The sequence below is a fragment of the Polaribacter sp. KT25b genome (genome assembly GCF_900105145.1).
GTDB lineage: Bacteria > Bacteroidota > Bacteroidia > Flavobacteriales > Flavobacteriaceae > Polaribacter.
On record NZ_LT629752.1, the window covers coordinates 1,198,759 to 1,220,722 of the forward strand.

At 29.5% G+C, this 21,964-nt stretch carries 26 protein-coding genes and 1 tRNA gene; 20 read left to right on the forward strand and 7 right to left on the reverse strand.

The features are described from left to right. Positions 1-49: 49 nt before the first annotated feature. The 10 genes from BLT70_RS05005 to ftsY all read left to right on the forward strand — a co-directional run bounded on the left by BLT70_RS05005 (position 50) and on the right by ftsY (position 6,573). Complete coding sequence (locus BLT70_RS05005) at positions 50-889, forward strand: 1,4-dihydroxy-2-naphthoyl-CoA synthase (RefSeq protein WP_091892259.1); 840 nt, start codon at positions 50-52, stop codon at positions 887-889. Between the two features lie 114 nt (positions 890-1,003). After that, complete coding sequence (gene purU / locus BLT70_RS05010; RefSeq protein WP_091892261.1) at positions 1,004-1,873, forward strand: formyltetrahydrofolate deformylase; 870 nt, start codon at positions 1,004-1,006, stop codon at positions 1,871-1,873. A gap of 164 nt (positions 1,874-2,037) precedes the next feature. Next, the gene (locus tag BLT70_RS05015; protein WP_091892263.1) at positions 2,038-2,646 is read left to right on the forward strand and encodes a fumarylacetoacetate hydrolase family protein; all 609 of its coding nucleotides are present in this window, start codon (positions 2,038-2,040) and stop codon (positions 2,644-2,646) included. 7 nt (positions 2,647-2,653) lie between these two features. Next, positions 2,654-2,974, forward strand: a complete 321-nt coding sequence (locus BLT70_RS05020; RefSeq protein ID WP_091892265.1) for a hypothetical protein — start codon at positions 2,654-2,656, stop codon at positions 2,972-2,974. 42 nt (positions 2,975-3,016) lie between these two features. Continuing rightward, the gene (locus BLT70_RS05025; protein WP_091892267.1) at positions 3,017-3,334 is read left to right on the forward strand and encodes a hypothetical protein; all 318 of its coding nucleotides are present in this window, start codon (positions 3,017-3,019) and stop codon (positions 3,332-3,334) included. A 35-nt stretch (positions 3,335-3,369) separates the two neighbouring features. Further along, entirely contained in the window at positions 3,370-4,617 is a 1,248-nt protein-coding gene (locus BLT70_RS05030) for a competence/damage-inducible protein A (protein ID WP_091892269.1), read from the forward strand. A gap of 81 nt (positions 4,618-4,698) precedes the next feature. Continuing rightward, complete coding sequence (gene rpmB, locus BLT70_RS05035; protein ID WP_091892271.1) at positions 4,699-4,938, forward strand: 50S ribosomal protein L28; 240 nt, start codon at positions 4,699-4,701, stop codon at positions 4,936-4,938. A gap of 26 nt (positions 4,939-4,964) precedes the next feature. Next, a complete protein-coding gene (gene rpmG / locus BLT70_RS05040) occupies positions 4,965-5,147 on the forward strand; it encodes a 50S ribosomal protein L33 (protein ID WP_026775116.1) in 183 nt (60 codons plus the stop codon). A gap of 52 nt (positions 5,148-5,199) precedes the next feature. Then, positions 5,200-5,352, forward strand: coding sequence for a DUF4295 domain-containing protein (locus BLT70_RS05045; RefSeq protein WP_091892273.1), 153 nt, complete (start codon positions 5,200-5,202; stop codon positions 5,350-5,352). Between the two features lie 267 nt (positions 5,353-5,619). Then, on the forward strand, positions 5,620-6,573 hold the full coding sequence (gene ftsY / locus BLT70_RS05050; protein ID WP_091892275.1) for a signal recognition particle-docking protein FtsY: 954 nt from the start codon (positions 5,620-5,622) through the stop codon (positions 6,571-6,573). Between the two features lie 521 nt (positions 6,574-7,094). On the opposite strand, the gene BLT70_RS05055 is transcribed toward ftsY, so the two are convergent. Then, positions 7,095-8,180 (reverse strand): serine hydrolase, encoded by a 1,086-nt coding sequence (locus BLT70_RS05055; protein ID WP_091892277.1) that lies wholly within the window; start codon positions 8,178-8,180, stop codon positions 7,095-7,097. A gap of 233 nt (positions 8,181-8,413) precedes the next feature. On the opposite strand from BLT70_RS05055, the gene rimO reads away from it, so the two are divergent. From rimO to BLT70_RS05080, 5 genes are all read left to right on the forward strand, one after another. Continuing rightward, positions 8,414-9,766 carry a 30S ribosomal protein S12 methylthiotransferase RimO gene (gene rimO, locus BLT70_RS05060; RefSeq protein ID WP_091892279.1) on the forward strand — a complete coding sequence of 451 codons (1,353 nt, stop codon included), beginning with the start codon at positions 8,414-8,416 and terminating at the stop codon, positions 9,764-9,766. 50 nt (positions 9,767-9,816) lie between these two features. Further along, complete coding sequence (locus tag BLT70_RS05065) at positions 9,817-10,542, forward strand: diphthine--ammonia ligase (protein ID WP_091892281.1); 726 nt, start codon at positions 9,817-9,819, stop codon at positions 10,540-10,542. A gap of 97 nt (positions 10,543-10,639) precedes the next feature. After that, on the forward strand, positions 10,640-12,031 hold the full coding sequence (gene glmM / locus BLT70_RS05070) for a phosphoglucosamine mutase (protein WP_091892283.1): 1,392 nt from the start codon (positions 10,640-10,642) through the stop codon (positions 12,029-12,031). A 40-nt stretch (positions 12,032-12,071) separates the two neighbouring features. Then, a complete protein-coding gene (locus BLT70_RS05075) occupies positions 12,072-12,866 on the forward strand; it encodes a hypothetical protein (protein ID WP_091892285.1) in 795 nt (264 codons plus the stop codon). A gap of 9 nt (positions 12,867-12,875) precedes the next feature. Beyond that, positions 12,876-14,342 (forward strand): aminotransferase class V-fold PLP-dependent enzyme, encoded by a 1,467-nt coding sequence (locus BLT70_RS05080; RefSeq protein ID WP_091892287.1) that lies wholly within the window; start codon positions 12,876-12,878, stop codon positions 14,340-14,342. Here the strand turns inward: BLT70_RS05080 and BLT70_RS05085 are convergent. Further along, positions 14,320-15,240 carry a lysophospholipid acyltransferase family protein gene (locus BLT70_RS05085; RefSeq protein ID WP_091892289.1) on the reverse strand — a complete coding sequence of 307 codons (921 nt, stop codon included), beginning with the start codon at positions 15,238-15,240 and terminating at the stop codon, positions 14,320-14,322. The two genes, BLT70_RS05080 and BLT70_RS05085, sit on opposite strands and share 23 nt — an antisense overlap. Before the next feature lie 88 nt (positions 15,241-15,328). Between BLT70_RS05085 and BLT70_RS05090 the strand changes: the two genes are divergently transcribed. Beyond that, positions 15,329-15,979 (forward strand): rhomboid family intramembrane serine protease, encoded by a 651-nt coding sequence (locus BLT70_RS05090; protein ID WP_172824445.1) that lies wholly within the window; start codon positions 15,329-15,331, stop codon positions 15,977-15,979. Between the two features lie 39 nt (positions 15,980-16,018). On the opposite strand, the gene BLT70_RS05095 is transcribed toward BLT70_RS05090, so the two are convergent. The 5 genes from BLT70_RS05095 to BLT70_RS05115 all read right to left on the reverse strand — a co-directional run bounded on the left by BLT70_RS05095 (position 16,019) and on the right by BLT70_RS05115 (position 19,334). Next, positions 16,019-16,091, reverse strand: a tRNA-Gly gene (locus BLT70_RS05095). Positions 16,092-16,237: 146 nt separating this feature from the next. Continuing rightward, positions 16,238-16,687 (reverse strand): hypothetical protein, encoded by a 450-nt coding sequence (locus tag BLT70_RS05100; RefSeq protein WP_091892293.1) that lies wholly within the window; start codon positions 16,685-16,687, stop codon positions 16,238-16,240. A 13-nt stretch (positions 16,688-16,700) separates the two neighbouring features. Further along, complete coding sequence (locus BLT70_RS05105; protein ID WP_091892295.1) at positions 16,701-17,237, reverse strand: hypothetical protein; 537 nt, start codon at positions 17,235-17,237, stop codon at positions 16,701-16,703. Positions 17,238-17,268: 31 nt separating this feature from the next. Further along, positions 17,269-17,817, reverse strand: a complete 549-nt coding sequence (locus tag BLT70_RS05110) for an RNA polymerase sigma factor (RefSeq protein ID WP_091892296.1) — start codon at positions 17,815-17,817, stop codon at positions 17,269-17,271. A 65-nt stretch (positions 17,818-17,882) separates the two neighbouring features. Beyond that, on the reverse strand, positions 17,883-19,334 hold the full coding sequence (locus tag BLT70_RS05115; RefSeq protein ID WP_091892298.1) for a nicotinate-nucleotide adenylyltransferase: 1,452 nt from the start codon (positions 19,332-19,334) through the stop codon (positions 17,883-17,885). A gap of 76 nt (positions 19,335-19,410) precedes the next feature. Here BLT70_RS05115 and BLT70_RS05120 point away from each other — a divergent pair, with 76 nt between their 5' ends. From BLT70_RS05120 to BLT70_RS05135, 4 genes are all read left to right on the forward strand, one after another. Further along, positions 19,411-20,193, forward strand: coding sequence for an MBL fold metallo-hydrolase (locus tag BLT70_RS05120; RefSeq protein WP_091892300.1), 783 nt, complete (start codon positions 19,411-19,413; stop codon positions 20,191-20,193). A gap of 93 nt (positions 20,194-20,286) precedes the next feature. After that, positions 20,287-20,643, forward strand: a complete 357-nt coding sequence (locus BLT70_RS05125; protein WP_091892302.1) for a hypothetical protein — start codon at positions 20,287-20,289, stop codon at positions 20,641-20,643. Next, positions 20,644-21,453: a hypothetical protein gene (locus BLT70_RS05130; protein WP_091892304.1), complete on the forward strand. Its 810-nt coding sequence runs from the start codon at positions 20,644-20,646 to the stop codon at positions 21,451-21,453. 21 nt (positions 21,454-21,474) lie between these two features. Continuing rightward, a complete protein-coding gene (locus tag BLT70_RS05135) occupies positions 21,475-21,960 on the forward strand; it encodes a Rab family GTPase (protein WP_091892306.1) in 486 nt (161 codons plus the stop codon). Positions 21,961-21,964: the final 4 nt, after the last annotated feature.

Below are 21,964 nucleotides of genomic sequence, written 5' to 3' on the forward strand. Positions count from 1 at the left end.
CAAGCAATGATCTTTTGTTCTGTTAAAAGAACGTACAAAATACAAAATTATGATACAACCCGAATGGAAAACTGTTAAAGAATATGAAGATATTACCTATAAAAAGTGTAATGGAGTTGCAAGGATAGCTTTTAACAGGCCAAATGTTAGAAATGCTTTTCGTCCAAAAACAACAAAAGAGTTGTATGATGCTTTTTATGATGCTGGAGAAGATGTTAATATTGGTGTGGTTTTATTGTCTGCCGAAGGACCAAGTACAAAAGATGGCGTGTATTCTTTCTGTTCTGGTGGAGATCAAAAAGCAAGAGGTCATCAAGGTTATGTTGGTGAAGATGGTTATCACAGATTAAATATTTTAGAAGTTCAACGTTTAATTCGTTTTATGCCAAAAGCAGTAATTGCTGTGGTTCCTGGTTGGGCAGTTGGTGGTGGACATAGTTTACATGTAGTTTGCGATTTAACGTTAGCGTCTAAAGAGCACGCAATTTTTAAACAAACAGATGCAGATGTAACTTCTTTTGACGGTGGTTATGGTTCTGCTTATTTGGCAAAAATGGTTGGTCAGAAAAAAGCTAGAGAAATTTTCTTTTTAGGAAGAAATTATTCTGCGCAAGAAGCATACGAAATGGGAATGGTAAATGCAGTTATTCCGCATGATGAATTAGAATCTACTGCTTATGAATGGGCGCAAGAAATTTTAGCGAAATCGCCAACATCCATAAAAATGTTAAAATTTGCAATGAATTTAACAGATGACGGAATGGTTGGTCAACAAGTTTTTGCAGGTGAGGCAACACGTTTAGCGTATATGACTGAAGAAGCAAAAGAAGGTAGAGATGCTTTTTTAGAAAAGAGAAAACCTAACTTTCCAAAAAGATGGATTCCATAGAGGTTTTAGTAATCAGTTATTAGGTTTAGCCCGGTTGAAACCTTTTTTTTAATTTAAAATTATGAAAACTTCAAAAATTCGTAATTTTAAATTTATAATTTGTAATTAAGTAAAATGAAATCACAAGTAGTATCTTTTTTAATAAAATGTCCAGATCAAAAAGGATTGGTAGCAAAAATTACCAGTTTCTTTTATGAAAAAGGATTCAATATAGTAAGTTCACAGCAATATGTAAATGCGATTGAGAACACCTATTTTATGCGAATTCGTTTAAATGCGGATGGAACCACACTTTCTAAAAGTGAGTTAGAAAGTAGTTTTTTAGAATTGGCAACTCCTTTAAAGATAGATTGGTCTGTAAATTATGATGATAAAAAGCAAAATGTTGCCATTATGGTTTCGCATACAAGTCATAATTTATATGATTTGCTAGAGCGTTCTAAAGAAGGACGATTGGCCTGTAATGTAAAAATGATTATTAGTAATCATGATAAGTTAAGATATATTGCAGAAATGTTTAATGTCCCTTTTCATTATTTACCGGTTACTAAGGAAACGAAGTTGGCGCAAGAATCTCAGGTAATTGATTTGTTAGATGCTAATGAAATCGATTTGATAATTATGGCTAGATATATGCAAATTTTGTCTTCGGATTTTATCAATCATTATCCAGAGAAAATTATCAATATTCACCATTCTTTTTTACCTGCTTTTCAAGGAGCAAACCCTTATAAAAAAGCATACGAAAGAGGTGTGAAGTTAATTGGTGCTACAGCACATTATGCAACAGAAGACTTAGATGAAGGGCCAATTATTGAGCAAGATGTAAAACCTGTAACGCACGAAAGTACGCCAACAACTTTAAAGAGGATTGGTGCAGATATCGAAAAATTGGTGTTAGCAAGAGCGGTGAAAAACCATTTAAATCATCAAATAATTGTTTCAGGAAATAGAGCCATTGTTTTTCCGGAAGCGGGAGAGTAATAGCCCATCTTAATCTTCCCGAAGGGAAGAAACTGTTGTGTTAAAAACCGTTTGAATAAAATATATTTCCGAAAAAAAATAATTTAGTAGTAAAATACATAATTGTTTTTTCGTAACGATAAAGAGAAGAGTGTTTTCCCCTTCGGGGAAATTAAAAGGGGCTTATGAAAATAATTTGTATTGGGCGCAATTACGCAAAACACATAGAAGAATTAGCAAACGAAAGACCAGAAAATCCTGTTGTTTTTTTGAAGCCAGATTCTGCTATTTTACCAAGAAAAAATCCGTTTTTTATTCCGCCATTTTCTGATGATGTTCATTATGAAGTAGAAGTTTTGGTGAAAATAAATAAAGTAGGTAAACATATTGATGCAAAATTTGCTCATAAATATTATGATGAAATTGGTTTAGGAATCGATTTTACAGCAAGAGATGTGCAAGCAAAATGCAAAGAAAAAGGTTTGCCTTGGGAAAAAGCAAAAGCTTTTGATGGAAGTGCAGTTGTAGGAGAATTTTATCCGAAGGAAGAATTTGATTTAGATAATTTAAAGTTTCAATTATTTAAGAATGATGAAATTGTTCAAGATGGAAATACAAATGCTATGTTATGGAAAACTGATGAGCTGATTGCTTATGTTTCTCAATATTTCACCTTAAAAAAAGGAGATATTATTTTTACAGGAACACCAGCAGGAGTTGGTAGAGTTGTGGAAAACGATACATTAAAAGGTGTAATAGAAGGTAAGGAAGCTTTTAATATTAGAGTAAAGTAAATTAAAATTGGCAATAAAACTTCTTAGTTATATTTTTTTATTTTATGTAGGTTTTTATTTTTATAGACTTGCAGAAAATCATAATAAATATAAATGGCTTTGTGGTTTTTTAGGTATTGCTTCATTTTTCTTGGGTAGTATTTTGTATTTATTATATATCAGGTTTTTTACTGAAATAATTATCAATGAGTTTGAAATAACTAATTTATCCTTTAAGTCGTCAATTGCTGGTTTTGTTTTTGTTGTATTTTTATTTAAAATTTTAAATTTTATTTGGAGTAAAAAAAAGAAATTAAAAAATGAAGTAGATAAAATTGGTGAAGATTAAAGTTGGGTATATTTAACTTTCAACCTTAATAAAATAAAAAATATGTTAGGATTAATATTAATCTATTGGCTTGGAAAAAAGTTTTACAAATTAGCAGAAGAATATAATAAAAGTCAGTGGGGTTATGCAATTCTAGGAATTGTAGTCTATTACGCAGTCAGTATAATTTTCGCTACAGTTATATTAATTATAATCGAAAGTTTTTCTAATACCTTAAACGATTATATTTTAGGGTTAATTGCAATGCCATTTGGTCTTTTAGGATGTTATTTATTGTATAAATATTTAGAGAAAACTTGGGAGCATAAAAATCCTATAAATGATAGTTTAATAGATCAAATAGGAAAAACGGAAATATAAAATATTAGTAGAATAATCAAGGTTTAAATAAATCTATGAAAGCAGAAATAATAACGATAGGAGATGAAATTCTTATTGGTCAAATTGTAGATACAAATTCTCAATTTATTGGGATAGAATTAAATAAAATCGGAGTTTCAGTTTATCAAATAACTTCCATTCAAGATGATAAACAACATATTTTAAATGCTTTAAAAGAAGCGCAAGAAAGAGTAGATATTGTAATTTTAACAGGAGGTTTAGGTCCTACAAAAGATGATATCACCAAAAAAACAATTGCCGAGTATTTTAATGATGATAAGCTCATAGAATATCCAGAAGTAATAGCACATATAAAAGAGATGTTCAAAAAACTAGATCATCCATTTAATGAGGTTCAAAGATATCAAGCGCAATTGCCATCAAAAGCTACTTTATTAAAGAATAATTTTGGTACAGCGCCAGGAATGTGGTTTTATGAAAATAATACTGTCTTTATATCGCTACCAGGTGTTCCTTATGAAATGAAAGGTTTAATTACCAATGAAGTTTTACCAAGAATTCAAAAACAATTTAAGTTGCCTTTTATCATTCATAAAACAATTATGACGTATGGAGCAGGTGAAAGTATGATTGCAGAAAGAATAGAAAATTTTGAAAACAATTTACCATCCTATATAAAGTTAGCGTATTTGCCATCATTTGGTAAAGTTCGTTTGCGTTTATCCGCCAAAGGCGATACAAAAGAAATTCTTGAAAAAGAGTTAAATGAAAAAGTAGCAGAAGTTTATGCATTAATTCCAGAAATTATAACAGGTTTGGATGATAATGGTACGATAGAAAAAAGAATAGGAGAGTTGCTTGCAGAAAAAGGAAAAACGATTTCTACAGCAGAAAGTTTAACTGGCGGAAAAATTGCGTCAACAATAGTTTCAGTTCCTGGAGCTTCTACCTATTATAAAGGTAGTATTGTAGCCTATTCATCAGAAGTTAAAAATAGTTTGCTAAATGTTTCAAAAGAAACGATAGAAAAGTATTCTGTGGTTAGTAAAGAGGTTGCTTTGGCAATGGCAAAAGGAGCAAAACAAAAGTTAAAAACAAATTATGCAATTGCAGTAACAGGAAACGCTGGGCCAACAACAGACCTTACAGATAAAAGTGTGGGTGTTGTTTTTATTGCATTAGCAACAGATACAGGTGTTTACGTAGAAGAGTTTAACTTTGGGCAACCAAGAGAAAGAGTCATTGAAAAAACGGTAAATAAGTCGTTAGAGATGCTTCTAAAAGAAATATTAAAAAATTAATAAAATTATTTTGCTCACAATTAGAATTAATTGTAGATTTGCACCTCGTTTAGAGATAACAATAAAAATACTGTCAAGATAATGTCTAGAGTTTGTGAATTAACAGGGAAAAAAGCAATGGTTGGGAACAATGTTTCTCATGCTATGAATAGAACAAAGAGAACATTTGACGCTAATCTAATGACCAAGCGTTTTTATATTCCAGAAGAAGATAAATGGATTACATTAAAAATATCTGCTTCAGCTTTAAAAAATATTAACAAGAAAGGAATTTCTGCAGTTATTAAAGAAGCGAAAGCTAACGGATTTTTAACAAAATAATCTAAAGCTATTAAAAACATACAGAGATGGCAAAAAAAGGAAACAGAGTTCAAGTAATTTTAGAGTGTACAGAGCACAAAGCTTCAGGAGAAAGAGGTACTTCTAGATATATAACTACAAAGAACAAAAAGAACACTCCAGATAGAATGGAAATTAAAAAATTCAATCCTATCTTAAAGAAAATGACTGTTCACAAAGAAATTAAATAATTAAAACATCTAGAACTCAGAAAAGAGCATATAGATTAAAAACATTTAGACAATGGCAAAAAAAACAGTTGCATCGTTACAAACATCTTCAAAAAGATTAACTAAAGCTATAAAAATGGTTAAATCTCCAAAATCTGGAGCTTATACATTTGTGGAAACGATTATTATACCAGAAAAAGTAAATGAATTTTTAGCAAAAAAGTAATATTTACTATATAAAATATTTTAAGCTACTTTCTAATTTAGAAAGTAGCTTTTTTTATGGATAATAATTGCGTATTTTTGGGCGTTACCTAAAGGTCGTGCTTAGAATTTATCTTGAGCGAAGTCGAAAGGTTATATCTTTTTTTTTTCGTATCTAAAAAAAGGATGCCATTTCAATCATTAACGCGACTTCTTAAATGACAAATTGACCAAACCTAATAAATGGCATACTTTTTAAGGTAGTTCGTTTAGCATATAAAAACAGATTATGAGTTTTTTTAAAAAAATATTTTCGAAAGAAAAAAAAGAAACCTTAGATAAAGGTTTAGAAAAATCGAAAGAAAGTTTCTTTGGTAAATTATCGAAAGCAGTTGCAGGAAAATCTAAAGTAGATGATGATGTTTTAGATAATTTAGAAGAAATTTTAGTAGCATCAGATGTTGGTGTAAATACAACACTAAAAATTATTACCAGAATAGAAGAAAGAGTTGCTAAAGATAAATATGTTGGTACAGACGAATTAAATAGAATTCTACGCGAAGAAATTGCAGGTCTTTTATCTGAAACTAATGTTGGTAACGAAACCGATTTTACAATTCCTGCAAACAAAAAACCGTATGTAATAATGGTTGTTGGTGTAAACGGCGTTGGTAAAACTACCACAATTGGTAAGTTGGCAAGTCAGTTTAAAAAACAAGGATTAAAAGTAGTTTTAGGAGCCGCAGATACTTTTAGAGCCGCAGCAATAGATCAGTTACAAGTTTGGGCAGATAGAACAAATGTGCCAATTATTCGTCAAGAAATGGGTTCTGATCCTGCTTCTGTAGCTTTTGATACCTTAACATCTGCCGTTACTCAAAATGCCGATGTTGTAATTATTGATACTGCTGGTCGTTTGCATAATAAAGTGAACTTAATGAACGAGTTAACGAAGATTAAACGTGTGATGCAAAAAGTGGTAGCAGATGCGCCACATGATGTTTTATTAGTTTTAGATGGTTCTACAGGTCAGAATGCATTTGAACAAGCAAAACAATTTACATTAGCAACTGAAGTTACTTCTTTAGCAGTTACAAAATTAGACGGAACAGCAAAAGGCGGAGTTGTAATTGGAATTTCAGACCAGTTTAAAATTCCTGTAAAATATATTGGAGTAGGAGAAGGAATAGACGATTTACAAGTTTTTAACAAACATGAGTTTGTAGATTCTTTTTTTAAATAGAATATAGATAATAATTTTATAAGTTAAAAGTAGAAATGCTTACTACTTGTCAGTTCGAGTGATTTTTGAGGCACGAAAAAATTGTATCGAGAACTTTTTCTTTTAATTCAAAACATCTCGATACAAAATTCTTGAAAAAAGAATTTCACTCGATGTGACAGTTCGCATAGAAACTTACGTAAATCATGGTTATAAAATTACCCAAACATAAACCTTTATAATCACTAGATTTAGATAAAAAGGAGAATAAAGAAAATTCTTTTAGCGGTTACAAAATTAGACGGAACAGTCTCAAATACGGAGTTGTAATTGATATTTCAGACTAGTTTAAAATTCCTGTAAAATATATTGAAGTAGTAGAAGGCGTAGATTCATTAATATTTTTCTTTTTCAATAATTATTGGCAACTTTAACATGTTTATGTAACTTTCTATAAACTTAATAGTTAAGTTACCTTTTTAAAAGGAGAAAAGGCAAAGTATAGCTACCTTTTTTTAATCATATTTATGTAAGAAACAATTCTATTCAATTACGTCATTCATCTTTTCCCACAACTCATTATCAAAATTAGACAATGCAAAATTAGAGTCTTCTGCGGCTTCTCCCATTCTAATAATTATTAGTTTTTTACTTGGAACAACGTAAATTTTCTGGTCATTTTTTCCCAAAGCACATAACATATCAGCAGGAGCATTTGGTATTAATTCGCCATTAAATTGATACTGACTTTGTGGTAAATGATAATTCGGTTTTCCGTTTAACCACCAATAATATCCGTAAGAAGTATTAATATTTTGAGAAGTATTTGTAGCTTCATTTAAAAAGCTTTCAGAAACAATTTGTGTGTTTTCCCATTTTCCGTTTGCCGAAATTAACAACCCAAAACGCGCCATAGATCTTGTTGTGCTCCAATAAACACTTAAACTTCCTACATCTGTCCAAACTCCATTCATGTCAATTTTATCTCGTAATTTTGTATTAAAGTAGTTAGACCAAGTTGTATTGCTTGCGTTTGCAACAACATCTTGCATTTTTACATACACATTATGATACGCCCAACGAGTTCCTGCATCAGCAACATATTTTAAATTATCTGGAGAAACAGCATCACCTAAACTATCGTCTAAGCCAGAAGTCATAGACAAAAGGTTTTTGCAGGTAATTAGGTTTTCTTTATCCAAAGTAGCGCTTGTCCAACCAGTTCCTAAATAATCAGAAACTTTATCATTTATATGTAATAGATTTTCGTCTTGTGCAATTCCGGAAACTGTAGAAGTTAATGTTTTGCCCGCACTTGCCCTATACCAATTAGAAGTTGCCGTGTGATTGTTAAAATATTCTTCCATCACAATTTTTCCGTTGTAAAGCACCATAAAACTTTTGGTGTTTTTTTCTGATAAAAATGTTTTTAAATCTTCAATTTTGGTAAGATTCCAATTTAATTCCTCAGGTAGTATTGTTTCCCAAATATTTGTTGTTATAGAAGGAAAGTAGATTTCTGCTGTTTGTGGTTCTTCTATAATTTCTTCTTCAATATCTTTTTTTGAACAAAAAGAAAATGTGAAAAAAAATAAAAGTAATAACGAATATATTTTGGTTGAATTCATTTATAAGATATTTGTACTATAAGACTTCTCTTTTTTTTAAAGGTTTAAAAAATACCATTTGAGAATCAGTTATTTAAAGTAAAAATACGATAAAAAAAATATCAGTAAAGAAAGTAATAAAATCATAATGAAAAGGTTATTTTTGCACTCGTTTTAATTTTATTAAATTGAAACAAAAATTAATTAAGATTTACAGCCAAAAGCGAATTAGCTAAAGGCGAAAAGCCACAAATATGCGTACAAAAACCATCAAAAAAAATAAAATTAACGTTGTTACTTTAGGTTGTTCTAAGAATATTTACGATTCTGAAGTATTAATGGGGCAATTAAAAGCCAATGGAAAAGAGGTTGTTCATGAAGATGAAAATGATGATGGAAATATAGTGGTAATCAATACTTGCGGATTTATTGGTAAAGCAAAAGAAGAAAGTATTGATACTATTTTACATTATGCAAAAAGAAAAGAAGCTGGTGAAATTGATAAAGTTTTTGTTTCTGGTTGTTTAAGTGAACGTTATAAACCAGATTTAGAAAGTGAAATTCCGAATGTAGATCAATATTTTGGTACACACGATTTACCTAATTTATTAAAGGTTTTAGAAGCAGATTATAAACACGAATTAATTGGAGAACGTTTAACAACAACGCCAAAACATTATGCATATTTAAAAATTGCTGAAGGTTGCGATAGACCATGTTCTTTTTGCGCAATTCCTTTAATGAGAGGAAAACATGTTTCTACGCCTATTGAAGATATCGTTACAGAAGCTACAAAATTAGCCGAAAAAGGAATTAAAGAAGTAATGTTAATTGCACAAGATTTAACATATTATGGTTTAGATATTTATAAGAAAAGAGCCTTGGCAGATTTGTTAGAAGCGTTGGCAAAAGTTGATGGAATTGAATGGATTAGAATGCATTATGCTTTTCCAACAGGTTTCCCGATGGATGTTTTAGATGTGATGAAACGCGAGCCTAAAGTGTGTAATTATTTAGATATTCCGTTGCAACACATTAATACCGAGTTATTAAAATCGATGAAACGTGGAACGACGCATGAAAAAACAACCGCGTTAATTCATAAATTTAGAGAAACGGTTCCAGAAATGGGTATTAGAACTACTTTAATTGTTGGTTATCCTGGAGAAACAGAAGAAATGTTTCAAGAATTAAAAGATTGGGTAGAAGAAATGCGTTTTGAACGTTTAGGAGTTTTTGAATATTCGCACGAAGAAAATACAGGTGCGTATGTTTTAGAAGACGATGTTCCTGCGGATGTGAAGTTTAAAAGAGTTAATGAAATTATGGAAACTCAATCTCAAATTTCTTGGGAATTGAATCAAGAAAAAATTGGTAAAACGTTTAGATGTCTGTTTGATAGAAAAGATGGAGAGTTTTTCTACGGAAGAACAGAATATGATTCGCCAGATGTAGATAATGACGTTGTCGTTGATGCGAAAGAACATTATATTAAAATTGGTGAATTTATTGATATTAAAATTCATGATGCTGGAGATTATGATTTACATGGTACGCCAGTTGTAAAGCAAGAAAAACCAGTTTCTTTAAATCAGAAAAGAAAATAGAAAATTTAAAATCCTACGCTAAGTAGGATTTTTTTATACAATAAAGTACGATGAAAAAAACATATTTTAATTGGAGTTCTGGTAAGGATTCTGCATTGGCGCTTTATAAAGTTTTACAAGATTCAGATTATAATGTAGATTTATTAGTAACCACAGTCAATAAAAATTTTGATAGAGTTTCTATGCATGGTCTTAGAAATGAATTGTTATCGAAGCAAGCAGCATCAATAGGAATCAATCTAAAAACTATAGAATTTCCTGCGGATGTTACGATGGATTTGTATTCCGAAATCATGAAAAAAGCGATGGATTCTTTAGTAGAACAAGAATATTCGCATACTATTTTTGGTGATATCTTTTTAGAAGATTTAAAAGCGTATAGAGATACCAAATTAGCAGAAGTTAATATTAAAGGAGTTTATCCGCTTTGGAAAAAAGATACAAAAGAAATACTACAAGAATTTCTAGATTTGGGCTTTAAAGCAATTACTGTTTGTGTAAATGCTAAGTTATTAGGCGAGGAGTTTGTTGGTAGAATTATTGACGAACAGTTTATAAAAGACTTACCAGAAAATGTAGATGTTTGTGGCGAAAATGGAGAGTTTCACACCTTTGTTTTTGATGGACCTATTTTTAAAAAACCAATTGATTTTACTGTTGGAGAAAAAACGCTACGTTCTTACACCTTGCATGACGATGACGATGATAATTGTTATCAAGCTAAAAAAGAAGGAGCAAACCACGATACTAGTTTTTGGTATTGCGATTTGACTTAAATAAAAGAAAGCAATATTCAATAAAAAAGTACTTATAAGGTTAGAATCAATTTTAATCAATTGAAAAATTTTATATTTGTTCGCTTAAATAAAGACAATGACATTAATAAAATCAATATCAGGAATTAGAGGTACAATTGGTGGAAAAACTGCCGATAATTTAACACCTATAGATGCTGTAAAATTTGCTTCAGCTTATGGAGCTTTTATAAAAAGTAGAAACCCAAACAAAGAAAAAATTACAGTTGTAATTGGTAGAGATGCTCGTATTTCTGGTAAAATGATTTCTAGTTTGGTAGCAAATACTTTAGTTGGTTTAGGTATTAATGTAGTTGATTTAGGTTTATCAACAACGCCAACTGTTGAAGTTGCTGTGCCTTTAGAAAATGCTGATGGAGGTATTATTTTAACTGCTTCTCATAATCCAAAACAATGGAATGCCTTAAAATTATTAAACGAAAAAGGAGAATTTTTAAATGGAGAAGAAGGTGAGCAAATTCTTGCTTTAGCAGAAAGTGAAGATTTTGAGTTTGCAGAAGTTGATGATTTAGGTTCTTATAAAAAGAATAAAAAATACCTAAAAAAACATATTAAAGAAGTTTTAAATCTTGATTTAGTGGATGTAAAAGCCATTAAAAAAGCAAAATTTAAAGTAGTTGTTGATGGTGTAAATTCTACTGGAGGAATTTTTATTCCTGCTTTGTTAAAAAAATTAGGTGTTGAATGTGTTGAATTATATTGTACACCAAATGGCGAGTTTCCTCACAATCCAGAACCTTTAAAAGAACACTTAACAGCTATTTCTGAATTGGTAGTTAAAGAAAAAGCAGATTTAGGAATTGTGGTTGATCCAGATGTAGATAGATTGGCTTTAGTTTCTGAAGATGGTTCTATGTTTGGCGAAGAATATACGTTGGTTGCTTGTGCAGATTATGTTTTAGGACGATTAAAAGGCGGAAACACAGTTTCTAACTTATCATCTTCTAGAGCGTTAAGAGATGTTACAGAAAAACATGGCGGAACCTATACTGCATCTGCAGTTGGTGAAGTTAATGTGGTAATAAAAATGAAAGAAACAAATACTGTAATTGGCGGTGAAGGAAATGGAGGAATCATTTATCCTGCGTCACATTATGGGCGTGATTCTCTTGTTGGAGTTGCTTTGTTTTTATCGCATTTAGCACATCAAAAAGTATCTTGTAAAACCTTGAGAGATTCATATCCAAGTTATTTTATGAGTAAAAATAAAATTCAATTAACGCCAGAAATTAATGTTGATGAAATTTTAGAAACCATGGCATCAACCTATAAAAATGAAGATGTAAATACAATTGATGGCGTAAAAATCGATTTTGCTGATGAATGGATTCATTTAAGAAAATCGAACACAGAACCAATTATTAGAATTTATACAGAAGCAAAATCACAACAAGCAGCAGATGATTTAGCGGTTAGATTTATCAAGGAAATTAAAGCAATAATAGCATAATATTTTGAAAACAAAAGCAATCATAGTTTCATTTTTGTTAATGAGCGTCTTTTCTTTTTCACAAGAAGAAAAATCAGAAAAAATAACTAATAAAGGAAAATTCTTTGTCTATTGGGGATGGAATAGGGCTAATTATTCCAATTCTGATATTCATTTTACAGGAAATAATTACGATTTTACGTTACATGATGTAACAGCACACGACAGACAAACTCCGTTTAGTTTTAATGATTATTTAAATCCAGGAAGAATTACAATTCCGCAAAATAATTATAGAATTGGTTATTTTCTAAAGGAAAATTATACGATTTCAATAGGTGTAGATCACATGAAATATGTAATGGATGCAGGTCAAACTGTTAAAATTGATGGAGAAATAAATTCAGGAACTACTTTTGATAAAATTTATAACAATGATGATATTGAGTTGTTAGAAGGTTTTTTAAAGTTAGAACATACAGATGGTTTAAATTATGTAAATGTTGAGTTTAGAAGATTTGATGATATTAGCCATTTATTTGGTTTGAACCATAAAAATTTTCAAGTAAATCTTACGGAAGGTTTTGGTACAGGAATTTTATATCCAAGATCTGACGTAACATTATTAGGGCAAGACAGGCATGATGAATTTCATTTGGCAGGTTGGGGAGCATCAGCAGTTGTAGGATTAAATCTAACATTTTTTAAATATTTTTTTATACAATCTGATTTAAAATTAGGATATATAAATCTGCCAGATGTTAGAACTACAATTAGTACTGATGATAAAGCAACACAATCTTTTACCTTTTTTGAAAGAACAATTCTTTTTGGAGGTAGATTTAATATTTTTTAAAGGTAAACAATGAATTTAGAACAATTTTTTTCTCAGTTTAGACAACAAACTATTGGTGTAAATCAAACATTTACATCTCCTTATGGAGAGCAGAAAATAATCTATGCAGATTGGACTGCAAGTGGTAGATTGTACAGGTCAATTGAAGAAAAAATTTGTAATGAATTAGGACCTTTTGTTGCAAATACGCATACAGAAACTTCTACAACAGGCGCTGCAATGACGCTTGCGTATCATGAAGCTAGGAATATTATAAAACGTCATGTAAATGCAAATTCGAACGATGTTTTAATTACCACAGGTTCTGGAATGACAGGTGTTGTGAATAAGTTTCAAAGAATTTTGGGGTTAAAAGTATCAGAAAGTTTAAAAAATTACACAACTATTCCAGAGGGTTTAAAACCGATTGTTTTTGTATCTCATATGGAACATCATTCTAATCAAACTTCTTGGCTAGAAACAATTGCAGATGTAGAGGTTGTTCCTTGTAACGAAGAAGGTTTAGTATGTTTAGAAAGCTTTGAAAAATGTATTCAAAAACATGAAAATAGAATTATAAAAATCGCGTCAATTACTGCGTGTTCTAATGTTACAGGTATAAAAACTGATTATCATAAAGTTGCAAAATTAATTCATGAATATAATGGCTTATGTTTTGTAGATTTTGCTTGTTGTGCACCTTATGTTGATATTAATATGCATCCAGAAATTGAGGAAGAATATTTAGATGCAATTTTCTTTTCTCCGCATAAATTTTTAGGAGGACCAGGAAGTGCTGGAGTTTTAATTTTTAATAAGAAATTATATAAAAATACAGTGCCAGATAATCCTGGAGGAGGAACTGTAAGTTATACAAATCCTTGGGGACAACATGATTATTTTGATGATGTTGAAACTAGAGAAGATGGTGGAACGCCCGGTTTTTTACAAACTATTAAGATTGCTTTGGCTATTCAGTTGAAAAACAAAATGGGTGTAGAGAACATCAAAAAAAGAGAAGATGAAATTAATAAAGTGATGTTTGCTACTTTAGAAAATTTATCAGACGTAAAAATATTAGCGCCAAATCATAAAGAACGATTAAGTATTTTTTCTTTCTATTTTGAAAAGTATCATTTTAATTTAGTTGTAAAATTATTAAACGATCGTTTCGGAATTCAGACTAGAGGAGGTTGTTCTTGTGCAGGAACGTATGGACATTTTTTACTAAATGTAGATCAAGCAACATCAAACAGAATAAAAGATGAAATTTTACACGGTTGTAATACGCAAAAACCAGGTTGGATTCGTTTGTCTTTACATCCAACAGTAACAAATGCTGAACTCGATTTTATTTGTAATTCTCTACAAGAATTATCAGAAAATATAGAAAATTGGTCTCAAGATTATTCTTACGATTCCATTAAGAATGATTACGCACATAAATCTGTAGAACCAATAGAAAAAGAGTTGGTTAAGAGTTGGTTTTCTGTTTAGAAGCCTTTATTTTTTTCCATTCTTCAAATTTGTTTCTGTGTTTAAATCTCTTATGAGACCATAAATAAAGCTCAGGTTGTTGGTTAATATTCTTTTCTGTTAAGCTGATATATTTATCTGTAATTTCATAATCCTCAAACTCTTTTGGAGAAGCTGTTATTAGTTGAAATTCCGTTTCATAATAACCTCTTTTTACTTTTCTAGTGATGTAATTTATGACCACTAAATTAAATCGTTTAGAAAGCATTTCTGCACCCGTATGAATAGGAACGTTAACTCCAAAAAATTCATTCCAGTAAAATGTTTTATGTACTTGTGGAGATTGATCGCTTAATAATACGTACGAACCTTGCATTTTTTCCGAAAAATTCTTTTGCATTCCTCTTACGGTTTCACTTGTTTTGTATCCTAGAATACCAAATTTTTCTCTAGAATTTCTAACTACTTTTTCAAAATAAGAATTGCCTAATCTTGTATAAGCACCCAAAATATTACCTTCTAAAACTAATGGTAAACTTATAGACCATTCCCAATTTGCTTGATGTGCAGCAACTAATGCAATACTCCTTCCTTGTTGTACAAAGTTGTTTACTAACTCAGGATTTTTGTAAGTATAACGTTTAGAAATTTCTTTATCAGAAATAGAAAAAGCTTTTACACTTTCCATAATTAGATCTGTTAAATGTTTAAAAAAACCTTTAGCTATTTTAATTCTCTCTTCTTCGGATTTTTTTGGAAAAGCCAGTTTTAAATTTTCTAAAACTACTTTTTTTCTATAGCCGATTACATAGTAAATTAAAAAGTAAAAGAAATCTGAGAATGCATATAAAATGCGCATTGGTAATCTAGAAAGTAACCAGATAAAAGGATAAGTAATAGCAAAGGCTAAAAATTGCATACGTTTTATTTTAGATGCAAATATCTATATTTTAAATTAAAAAGAAAGGGTAAATAATACAAAGAGATTTTGTTATTTTTGCAACATGATGCAAGGTTCAAATCCCATAGTTTTAGTAATAATTATCGCCAACGTTTTGTTTTCTATGAAAGGTTTTGATGATTATTCTTTTTTAGATAAATATAAATTTCAAGTAGGTAGAGTTTTAGGTAAAGAAAAAATTAGAATGTTATCTTCTGGTTTTTTACATGTAGATTGGATGCATCTTGGGTTTAATATGTATGCGCTTTATATGTTTGGTGGTTTTGTAACTAACTTTTTAGGAACTATTAGTTTCTTAATTATTTATTTTGGAAGTTTATTAGCAGGTAGTTTATATACATTACATTATCATAAAGACGAACCTTATTATAGTGCAGTAGGTGCTTCTGGTGCAGTTTCTGGAATTGTATATTCTTCTATTTTGTTATTTCCAGATATGCAATTGTTATTGTTTTTTGCAATTCCGATTCCTGGATATGTTTTTGCTGTAGGATACTTATTATATTCTATTTATGGTATGAAAAAACAAGTAGGTAATATTGGACACGCTGCACATTTAGGAGGAACTATCGGTGGGTTTATTTTAACACTTATATTAAATCCTATTTTATTTACAACTAATAGTCAATTAGTTATTATGCTTGCAATTCCTATTATTTTGTTATTGCTTTTTGGTGATAAATTAAAGAATTTGTAAAAATAAAAAAGACTTTACAATTAAGTAAAGTCTTTTTTGAGCGAAAGACCGGGTTCGAACCGGCGACATTCAGCTTGGAAGGCTGACGCTCTACCAACTGAGCTACTTTCGCATTATTGGTAAGCGGTTGCAAATATAATATCATTTTTGATTTCTGCAATGTTTTTTATTAAAAAAGTTCAAAAAAAATGCAATTAAAAGTTTATAATTTATAAGTTAAAACCAATACTTTTTTTGGTTTAAAAGTTTATTAGAATTCTAATTTTTTTTGTGTCTGTATTTAGACATTAATTTTCTGCCAAATTCCATTTCTGCAACATGTAATTTTATAATTTTTTTATAAGAAATTACTTGTTTTACATCGTTGATAAAGTCTTTTTGAGACTCATATAATTTTTTGTCTATCGTTAATTTTAATGTTATTAACTTTTCTGCATCACTTTCATTTAAAGCTTCAATTTCATCACTATTTTTAAGTGCTTTTTTTAACTCGTTTCGCTGCTTATTTCTTAAATCATGTTGCTCTTCGCTATAAGCATTATAAATTGGCCAAAATTTTTGAGCTTCTGCTGGTGTTAAGTTTAATTGTTCTGTTAAGTAAGATATTTTAAGTGCTATAATTTTTTCTTTACCACCTTTTTTTTCTTGAGCAGAAAAAGAAAGAATACAAAAAAAACAGATACTTATAAAAGCTATTAATTTTTTCATCTTTGTAATATTTTTAATTTATTTCATTTAATAAAGCTATATTGTCTATAGAATTAATATAATCTTCAATAGTTTCATCATTAAGAGTTGTAAAGTAGAAATCATTTTCATCTAAAAGATCATCTTCTAAAACAATACTAATGTCGTTTGTGTTTAATGTATTGGCATCTAACCAATATTCAATTTCAGTATCTGTAAGAGAGTCTAAAGTAAGTTCTTTATCAGTATTAAAGACAAAAGAATTTAACCCAATAAATAATACAATAGAAGCTGCTGCAGCGTAAGGAATCATTTTTAAAAGTCTGTCTTTAAAAGAAATAATTTTCGTTTCTTTTTCTGACGATACTTTTGCTAAAATGGTATCTTCTAAGTTATTAAAATAAGTGTCAGGAACTTTAAAACCTATTTCTTTGTTAAGGTTTTCTTCGGATATTTTTGTAGCAATAACATCTTCCAAATTATTAAAATAGTCTGTAGGAGTTGAAAAACCAGTTTTCTTGCCAGTTTTTTTACTGATGTAATTTACGTTATTTTTAATTTCTCTTTCCATTGTTAGTTAGACCTTTAATTTATAAAAAGGTTTAATTAGTTTCTGATTTTATATAATTTTCAATTTTTTTAACTGCATGAAAATAAGATGCTTTTAAGGCTCCTACAGAAGTTTCTAAAATTTCTGATATTTCGTTATACTTTAATTCATCAAAATATTTCATGTTAAAAACAAGTTGCTGTTTTTGTGGTAAAGTTGCAATTGCTTTTTGTAAAATAACTTTAATTTCATCACCAGAAAAATACACATCACTTTCTAGAGTAGAGGCTAATTGATGTTGATAATCAGAAATATCTACACTTCTATCCTTGGCTCTTTTATTGATAAAGGTAATAGCTTCATTTGTAGCAATTCTGTACATCCAAGAATAGAGTTTACTTTGCTCGTTAAATTTATCTATATTTTTAAAAATTTTTATAAAAGTATTTTGTAAAACATCATCTGCATCATCATGCGAAATTACAATTTTACGAATGTGCCAATATAAGCGTTCTTTGTATTGAGTAATCAATACACGAAACGCTTTTTCTTTAGTTTTACCGTTTTTAAGTTCTGCAATAAAAGTAATTTCTTCAGTCAAAAAACTTCATTTTATAGTTAGACAGAAAAAAGGTTAAAAGGTTTAATTGTAATTTGCTTTTAAATTTATTTTCTAGTAGCTCTTGCTCTAGAATAACCAAATAAACGTTTTTGTTTTATGGTATCTGCAATTCCGGCTGGTAACATATCTTCCCAACCTTTTTCGCCATCCATAATCATTTTTAAAACAGTTCTAGAAAAGATTTCTAAGTGTTCTTTGTTAAAGTCTTTTATATCTGCAAGTTTACCATTATGCTTAAAGTACTTGTATAATTCTTTCATTCGTGGATGTACTTTTAAGTTGTCGCTATTTATGTATTCTCCAGTTTCTGGATCTTTATAAGGATACATATATACTTTTAAATCTCTATAAAAAAGTTTACCAAATGCTTCTAAAATACCACCACTTAAATCTCGATAATATTTTTCGTCAAAAATTTGAATAAGATTAAATACGCCCATTGCTAAAGCCATTCTTTCTTTTGTAAATTCGCTAAAATATTCAACTAATTTAAAGTATTGTTGAAAGTTGGTAATCATTACATTTTGCCCTAAAGAACACAATAATTCGGCTCTGTCAAGAAAATCTCTTTCGTTAATTTTACCTTCTTCTGTTAAATTGCTTAGGGTAATTTCAAATATAATTTGGGTCTTTTTTTCTTCAACTTTATTATCTTCTAAAAACATTTTTTTAGAAAGTTCAAACATGTCCATATTTACTTTAGTAACAGGTCTAAAACTACCACGCAAAGCTAAAATGTTCTTTTTATAAAGTACTTGTGCTGGTAATAAATTATTTCCATCAGCACCAAACATTACTGCATTTGTCATGCCATTTTTAAGTAATTGTAAACTCATTAATCTATTGTCTACGTACATAAAACGTGGTCCAGAGAAATTAACCATATCAATTTCTATTTGATGATTTCCTAAATTGTCATAAAAAGATTTTATCAATTCTTTAGGACTATCATTTAAATAAAAAGCACCATAAATTAGGTTAACACCTAAAGCACCAAGAGTTTCTTGTTGTAAACGAGCATCTGTTTCTTTAAAACGTAAATGCAAAACAATTTCATTATAACCTTCTAGTGGATCTAATTGAAAACGAATTCCTACCCAACCATGACCTTTAAATTGTCTAGCAAAATCGATTGTAGTTACAGTATTTGCATAACTAAAAAATAATTTTTCAGGATGTTTTTGTCTACTTAATCGATCTTCTATTAAATCTATTTCATGTCGAAGCATTGTGTGTAAACGAGGTTGTGTAACGTAGCGTTTATCTTCTTCCATACCATAAATAGCATCAGAAAAATCTTTATCATAAGCACTCATTGCCTTTGCAATTGTACCAGAAGCAGCGCCAGATCTAAAAAAATTACGAGCAGTTTCTTGTCCTGCTCCAATTTCGGCAAATGTTCCGTAAATATCTCTGTTTAAATTTATTCTTAAAGCTTTGCTTTTAATAGTTGGTACACTACTAATTTCTTGATCTCCTCTTAAAGAAATTGCCATATATGAATGTTTTTAGTCTAAACAAATGTAAGGAATAAGAATACTATCAGTCAATTTTTATCTTACTTTTGTTTAAATGAAAAAAGATAAAAAACTCTTACAGATTACTTTTTTAGGTACGGGAACTTCTCAAGGAATACCAATGATTGCAAGTAACGACCCAGTTTGTTTGTCTAAAGACCAAAAAGACAAGCGATTACGTTCTTCAATAATGATTTCTTGGAATGAAGTTTCATATGTAATTGATTGTGGACCAGATTTTAGGCAGCAAATGTTGCGAGAAAATGTACAATTAATTAATGGTGTTTTATTTACGCACGAACATTCAGATCATACTGCTGGTATAGACGATTTACGGCCTTTTTGTTACAAAATAGGAGAAATGCCAATTTATTTAAGTGAGAAAACATTACAAAGTTTAGAGCAGCGTTTTGATTATATTTTTAGTAAAGAAAATAGATATCCTGGTGCACCAAGTGTACAATCTAATATTGTTAACAAAATACCTTTTATTCTTGATGATGTCCAGGTAATTCCTATTCACGTTATGCATGGTAATTTGCCTGTACTAGCTTATAGAATTCAAGACTTTGCTTATTTAACAGATGTAAAGTCAATTTTAAAGTCAGAAAAAGAAAAACTTAAAAACTTAGATGTTTTAGTTGTAAATGCATTAAGGCATGAAGAACATCCTACGCACTTTAATTTACAAGATGCATTAGATTTTGTAAAAGAAATAAAGCCTAAAAAAACATATTTTACACACATAAGCCATAAATTAGGTTTTCACTCTAAAGTTTCAGAAACTTTACCAAAAAATGTTTATTTAGCTTATGATGGCTTAAAAATAAGTGTTTAGGTTTTTATAGATTGTTTTTTAATGTATATTTGTATATAAGGCTATAGTTTTCGTAACTAATAGTTTACAATTACTAATTTAACGTTAAAATTTATGGGAAAAAACCCTCAACAAGACAACGAAGTTGAAATAAAAAACCAACAAGTTGATAGTAGAATAGCGGCAGTAAGAGATCTTATATTTGGTGAAAATATTCAACAATATAATACAGAGTTTGCAGATGTTTATGATAAATTAAAAGCATTAGAAAATCAAACAAGAAGTAATTTAGCAGAATCTGTAATTCAGCTAGAAAATAAGCTGTCTGATTTAGAAAGCTTAATGGATCATAAATTTCAAGATTTAAATGAAGATCTAGATAAAAGATTAGCAGATTTAGATGATGAAAAAGCAGATAGAAAAAAACTTGGTAAAGCCTTAGAGAAAATAGCATTGATGTTGCAAGAATAGATGGAGAAAACGACTGTAGATAATAAAGACAATCGTTTTGAGTTACTCAAAGAACTTCTTTTAGCTGATGATAGAAAAGACTTTAATTTATTAAAAGAAGAATATCTTGAACGAGAAAAGTTTAAGATAAAAGTAGATCCTGTAGTTGATGAGAAAATAGAAGATTTAAAAGAAAATTTTCCTAAATATTTTGGCGATACTATTACAGAAACTATTAAAGTTCAAATTAGAGACTCTCAAGATGAAGTAGTAGAAGCTCTTTACCCAATTATGGGTAAGTTGGTTAAGAAATTTATTATTGCAGAAATTACCAAACTAACAGAGAGCATTAATGAAACAATTAACGATAAGTTCTCTATTTCTCAAATTATTAAACGGCTATTTAAAGGAAAAAGAACAGACGCAGACGATGTTTTGCAAGAAGTTTTTGAACCTATAATAGAAGAAGTTTTTGTTATTAATAAAGATTCAGGTCTACTTGCTGGTAATTATTCTAGAGGTAATATTGCAGATAAAGATATGGTTTCTGGGATGTTAACCGCTATTAAATCTTTTGCTAAAGACTCATTTTCTCAAGAAGGTCAAGATATAGAAGATATTAAGTTCGAAAACTTTCAATTATCCATTCAAAATTTTAAAACTATTTACATTGCAACCGCAACTTCAGGTGTTATAAGTCCTGAATTTGAAGATGAATTATTAGATGATATTAACAATCTTGCAGAAGTTATTTTAAGAGATAGAACGTATCTTGTAGATGAAGTAAGACTTAATAAAGTCATTAAAAAGTACCTTATAAAAAACGAGTAAAATTTATAGAAATCCCCATTAATGATCGCAAAAAAGGTTTTATTAGTAGGAAATTTTGGTGTAGGAAAAACCTCTTTAATAAGAAGGTTTGTGCTTAACGAATTTTCCGAAGAATATATTAGTACAATTGGTGTACGAGTCAGTTCTAAAATTATACAAATTGATAAAGAAGAAATTAAGTTGTTAATTTGGGATGTGGCAGGTACAAGCGATGACGAAAAAGTACCTAAAGCTTATTTTTTAGGTGCAAGTGCAGCAATGTTTGTATTCGATTTAAGTAGAGAAGAAACTTATAAAAGTATAAAAAATCAAGTTGAAGTAGTAAAGCAACTTTCTGGTTTAAAAAATATAACAGTTGTAGGAAATAAAAAAGATTTGGTATCTGTAGATGAAATTGAACAACTTAAAAAATCAATTTCTATTTCTGTAGATCTCATTACAAGTGCAAAAGATAACGAAAATGTAGAAGATGCATTTAAAGAACTTGCAAAACAAACTCTAAACTAAAATC

Coding starts and splice junctions, on each gene's coding strand:
- BLT70_RS05125 (WP_091892302.1), top strand. CDS start 20,287: ATGGGAAAAAACCCTCAACAAGACAACGAAGTTGAAATAAAAAACCAA.
- BLT70_RS05090 (WP_172824445.1), top strand. CDS start 15,329: ATGCAAGGTTCAAATCCCATAGTTTTAGTAATAATTATCGCCAACGTT.
- BLT70_RS05025 (WP_091892267.1), top strand. CDS start 3,017: ATGTTAGGATTAATATTAATCTATTGGCTTGGAAAAAAGTTTTACAAA.
- BLT70_RS05115 (WP_091892298.1), bottom strand. CDS start 19,334: ATGGCAATTTCTTTAAGAGGAGATCAAGAAATTAGTAGTGTACCAACT.
- BLT70_RS05120 (WP_091892300.1), top strand. CDS start 19,411: ATGAAAAAAGATAAAAAACTCTTACAGATTACTTTTTTAGGTACGGGA.
- rpmG (WP_026775116.1), top strand. CDS start 4,965: ATGGCAAAAAAAGGAAACAGAGTTCAAGTAATTTTAGAGTGTACAGAG.
- BLT70_RS05065 (WP_091892281.1), top strand. CDS start 9,817: ATGAAAAAAACATATTTTAATTGGAGTTCTGGTAAGGATTCTGCATTG.
- BLT70_RS05130 (WP_091892304.1), top strand. CDS start 20,644: ATGGAGAAAACGACTGTAGATAATAAAGACAATCGTTTTGAGTTACTC.
- BLT70_RS05100 (WP_091892293.1), bottom strand. CDS start 16,687: ATGAAAAAATTAATAGCTTTTATAAGTATCTGTTTTTTTTGTATTCTT.
- BLT70_RS05005 (WP_091892259.1), top strand. CDS start 50: ATGATACAACCCGAATGGAAAACTGTTAAAGAATATGAAGATATTACC.
- rpmB (WP_091892271.1), top strand. CDS start 4,699: ATGTCTAGAGTTTGTGAATTAACAGGGAAAAAAGCAATGGTTGGGAAC.
- ftsY (WP_091892275.1), top strand. CDS start 5,620: ATGAGTTTTTTTAAAAAAATATTTTCGAAAGAAAAAAAAGAAACCTTA.
- BLT70_RS05085 (WP_091892289.1), bottom strand. CDS start 15,240: ATGCAATTTTTAGCCTTTGCTATTACTTATCCTTTTATCTGGTTACTT.
- BLT70_RS05105 (WP_091892295.1), bottom strand. CDS start 17,237: ATGGAAAGAGAAATTAAAAATAACGTAAATTACATCAGTAAAAAAACT.
- BLT70_RS05045 (WP_091892273.1), top strand. CDS start 5,200: ATGGCAAAAAAAACAGTTGCATCGTTACAAACATCTTCAAAAAGATTA.
- BLT70_RS05055 (WP_091892277.1), bottom strand. CDS start 8,180: ATGAATTCAACCAAAATATATTCGTTATTACTTTTATTTTTTTTCACA.
- BLT70_RS05080 (WP_091892287.1), top strand. CDS start 12,876: ATGAATTTAGAACAATTTTTTTCTCAGTTTAGACAACAAACTATTGGT.
- BLT70_RS05135 (WP_091892306.1), top strand. CDS start 21,475: ATGATCGCAAAAAAGGTTTTATTAGTAGGAAATTTTGGTGTAGGAAAA.
- BLT70_RS05015 (WP_091892263.1), top strand. CDS start 2,038: ATGAAAATAATTTGTATTGGGCGCAATTACGCAAAACACATAGAAGAA.
- BLT70_RS05075 (WP_091892285.1), top strand. CDS start 12,072: ATGAGCGTCTTTTCTTTTTCACAAGAAGAAAAATCAGAAAAAATAACT.
- BLT70_RS05030 (WP_091892269.1), top strand. CDS start 3,370: ATGAAAGCAGAAATAATAACGATAGGAGATGAAATTCTTATTGGTCAA.
- purU (WP_091892261.1), top strand. CDS start 1,004: ATGAAATCACAAGTAGTATCTTTTTTAATAAAATGTCCAGATCAAAAA.
- glmM (WP_091892283.1), top strand. CDS start 10,640: ATGACATTAATAAAATCAATATCAGGAATTAGAGGTACAATTGGTGGA.
- rimO (WP_091892279.1), top strand. CDS start 8,414: ATGCGTACAAAAACCATCAAAAAAAATAAAATTAACGTTGTTACTTTA.